Below are 3,425 nucleotides of genomic sequence, written 5' to 3'. Positions count from 1 at the left end.
GTTGCGGCGGGGGCGGGGCGACGTGGTGATGCTCAACAGCGGGGCGGGGCTGCGGACGAATCCGGGGTGGGCGGCGTACTCGGCGAGCAAGCACGCGCTCAAGGCGTTGGCCGACGGATTGCGGGCGGAGGAGCCGCAGTTGCGGGTGACGAGTGTGTATCCGGGGCGGACGGCGACGGCGATGCAGCGTGATGTGCGGGAGCAGGAGGGCGGGGTTTTCGAGGCTGGGCGGTACAGCGATCCCGCGACTATCGCCGGGGTGGTGTTGTCTGCGTTGGAGCTTGCGGCGGACTCGCATGTGAACGATGTGATGGTTCGGTCGCGGTAGCGGGTGGCCTCGGGCGCCGGGCGGGCTGAAGGGGTGGCCTCAAGTGCCGGGCGGGCTGTGATGTGGTGGTCAGCGGGTTGGTTTGTCCGGGGGGAGGACGCCTGGGGCCAGGACGTCTACGCCGCAGATTTCCTTGGCGGCGACTACCGGGTCGTTGGGGAAGCGGAACGAGGTGCGGGTCAGGGAGCCGGTGAGGTTCTTGGTGAAGCGGCTCCAGGACATGGGTTCTTTGACCGAGTCTTGGAGTTCCTTCAGTTTGCCGCGGTTCTCGCTGCCGCAGGTGAGGGCGTAGCGGGCGGCTTTGACCCGGATCGGGTCGATGCCCGGGGGGAGGACGGCGTCGGGGTCCGCGTATTGGGCGAAGACCCACTCGAGGTTGATCTGCTTTTCGTGGCCCGGGCGGCCGCGTTCGGTCAGGGCGACGTGCGCGGCGAGAGGGTAGGCCAGGCCCAGGATGTCGACGGAGTCGCCGTCCAGGGGCGTGTTGGCGCCGTTCATGCCCAGGTTGGGCCAGACCGTGGCGACCGGGGCGGAGGCGCCGGGGCGCAGGTTGGTGATGTAGAAGCCGTCGTACCACGGGTAGACGATCACGTGGTCGAAGTCGGCTTTGGCGGCGCGGGCGGCGTCGGGAAAGCGCGGGTAGTTCGCGATGTAGGAGCGGGCGGTGACCGGGTTGCGTACGTCCAGGGCATCCACGTAGAAGGCGCGTTCGTCGGCGATGCCGCGCGGGCCGATGCCCTCGTACGGCACGCGCATCGTGATCGCGCAGACCAGTCCCCAGCCGATCAGGACCGCGACCGCGGGTAGGGCGAGGCGGCGGGCGGGCAGCAGGAGGATCGGCAGGAGCAGCGTGAACAGGCCCGGCAGGAGCATGCGGGCGTGCATGAAGTCGCCGCCGACGCGGATCACGTAGACGAGCATCGCGACCCCGCACAGGACGGGGACCGCGTACACGGTGATCCGGTTCCAGCCCTCGCGGTCGATGTCGCGCAGGCGTGGGAACGCGCGGCCCTCGCCGAACATTCGCAGCGCGATCCGCATCAGCACGAACCACAGGAGCACCGCGATCGGCAGCCACAGGTGGTAGGGACCGGCGAAGTCTCGGACGTAGCCCCAGCCGCGCCGCCAGTCGGTGGCGGACGCCTCTTTGGTCACCGCGGGCAGCGGGAGCAAAACGCCGTAGTAGCCGGCCCGGAAGACCTCGTAGGCGAGCGGCAGCGCGATCGCGGTGCCGAGCAGGGCCAGGCCCCGAAGCGGGCGTGGGCGTACCAGTACGGCGACGGCGATCAGGAAGCCGAGGGTGGCGATGGCGAGGTCGGGGCGGACCATGGGGCCGAGTCCGGCGAGGAAGGCGAGGCCGTACGACACGCGGGCCCGTCGGTCGTTGCGCAGGCGTATCAGCAGCCACCAGCAACCGGCGGTCCACAGCGTGGTCAGGCCCGTTTCCAGGCCGGAGGTGGCGAAGTCCCACACCGGCGGCAGTGCGATCAGCGCGAGTACGCCGAAGGGCACCAGGAGGGGCATCGCCCCGTCGCGGGCGTACAGCCGGCGGGTGGCCGTGAGCGCGATGGCGTAGCCGGCGGCGGTGCACAGCAGGCCCAGGTAGACCGCGAGCCGGCCGACATCCATCTGGGTGATCCACGAGCCCGCGACCAGGATCCACTGCCACAGGGTGCTGGTGGAGGACTCGGCGCGTTCGCCGACGTTGAACACGGGCCCGTGGCCGGCCAGGACCTGGCGGACGGTGCGGGTGAAGATCAGCCCGTCGTCGCTGATCCAGCGCCGGTGCCAGCCCAGCATCAGCACGATCGCCGCGGGCAGCAACACCATGGCCCGGTTCCAGCGCACGACGGTGCGCGGGTCCGGGTCGGCTGCGGACGAATCGGCGGGCCGTCCGGCGCGCGTGCGCCCGGACAGCACACTCACGAGGCTCATGGTTGCCGGGCTTCCAGTCGGGGCGGGCGCGCTGACGCCACCATAACCGCAGGTGAACACCTGCCGTCCCAGGGAGCGGGGGCGTACGGGCACAAGGTCACGAGGGTGAGCAGAACTTCTTCTCGGCCTCGATCGGATTCGCCGGAATGCGCAGTTCGGTTCGGGTGAGGGAACCGGTGAGGTTGTTCCAGAAGCGCGAGGCCGACATCGGTTTGGTCACCGAGTCCACGAGTTCCTTGACGTCGCCGCAGGCGAGGGTGGCGCGCGCGGCGCGGATCGCCTCGGGGCCGGCTACCTTCGGCGGGACCAGGGCGTCCCCGGAGGGGTCGACGTACAGCGCGATGTTCCACGCGGCGGGGAGCAGTTTCTTGTGGCCCGCGGCGACGTTCTGGGTTTGTTCGATGTGCGCGCCCACGGTGTTGGACAGGCCCCATACGTCGACCACGATGCCGTCGAGCGGGGTGATCGAGCCGCCGACGCCGAGGCGGCCGATGACCAGGCCGTCGTCGTAGCGGATGTCGGTGCGCATGGGCAGTGGCGGGAGCTCGACGTAGTTGGGGTCCACGAACAACAAACGTTGTTCACCGGCTCTCGCGTTACGGAACGCCTCTTCTATGGTGGGAAGCGTCCGGATATGGGCTTCCTCGGTGGTGGGGTTGTCGGTCCTGGTCCACGCGGCGTAGGTGTCGCGCTCGTTCCAGACCTGGTTGCCGTGGCCGCTGGGCGAGGGGGTGGTGATCACGCCGGAGCGCAGCCAGCCGCCGCAGATCACGGCCCAGACCGCGATCAGGACGACGGCGGGGGTGATCATCCGGTCGAGCGGGGCCACCAGCAGCGGGATCAGGACGAGCAGGAGGACCGGGAGCCACATGCGGCCGTGCATGAAGTCGCCGCCGACCTTGAGCACGTACACGGTTTGCACCAGGGCCGCGGCCAACGGGGTCGCCACGAGGACCCACGTGCGGCGGTCGGCGGGTCGACGCCGCGCCAGGGCGAGGCCGACGACCACGAGCATCAGGATCAGCGGGATCCACAGGTAGTACGGCTTGACGTAGTCGGTCAGGTAGTCCCAACCGCGTCCCCACAGCGAGCCCGACGCCTCCTTGGTGAGGGCGGGCATGGGGAAGATCAGGCCGTAGTAGCCCATCCGGAAGATCTCGTA

General features: G+C 69.8%; 2 protein-coding genes and 1 pseudogene. 1 reads left to right on the top strand and 2 read right to left on the bottom strand.

All coding sequences use genetic code 11. From position 1 onward, the window contains the following. On the top strand, positions 1-328 hold a 328-nt coding region (locus tag GT354_RS34255), incomplete at its 5' end, for an SDR family NAD(P)-dependent oxidoreductase (RefSeq protein WP_161360264.1). A gap of 69 nt (positions 329-397) precedes the next feature. Here the strand turns inward: GT354_RS34255 and GT354_RS34250 are convergent. Together GT354_RS34250 and GT354_RS34245 are read right to left on the bottom strand one after the other, a co-directional pair. Then, positions 398-2,263: a hypothetical protein gene (locus GT354_RS34250; RefSeq protein ID WP_161360263.1), complete on the bottom strand. Its 1,866-nt coding sequence runs from the start codon at positions 2,261-2,263 to the stop codon at positions 398-400. A 97-nt stretch (positions 2,264-2,360) separates the two neighbouring features. Beyond that, positions 2,361-3,425 (bottom strand): annotated as a pseudogene (locus tag GT354_RS34245) (hypothetical protein); the annotation flags it as partial.

Source organism: Streptomyces sp. SID3343 (assembly GCF_009865215.1).
Taxonomy (GTDB): Bacteria; Actinomycetota; Actinomycetes; order Streptomycetales; family Streptomycetaceae; genus Embleya.
This window is presented reverse-complemented; position numbering and strand designations above follow the sequence as displayed.

Coding starts and splice junctions, on each gene's coding strand:
- GT354_RS34250 (WP_161360263.1), bottom strand. CDS start 2,263: ATGAGCCTCGTGAGTGTGCTGTCCGGGCGCACGCGCGCCGGACGGCCC.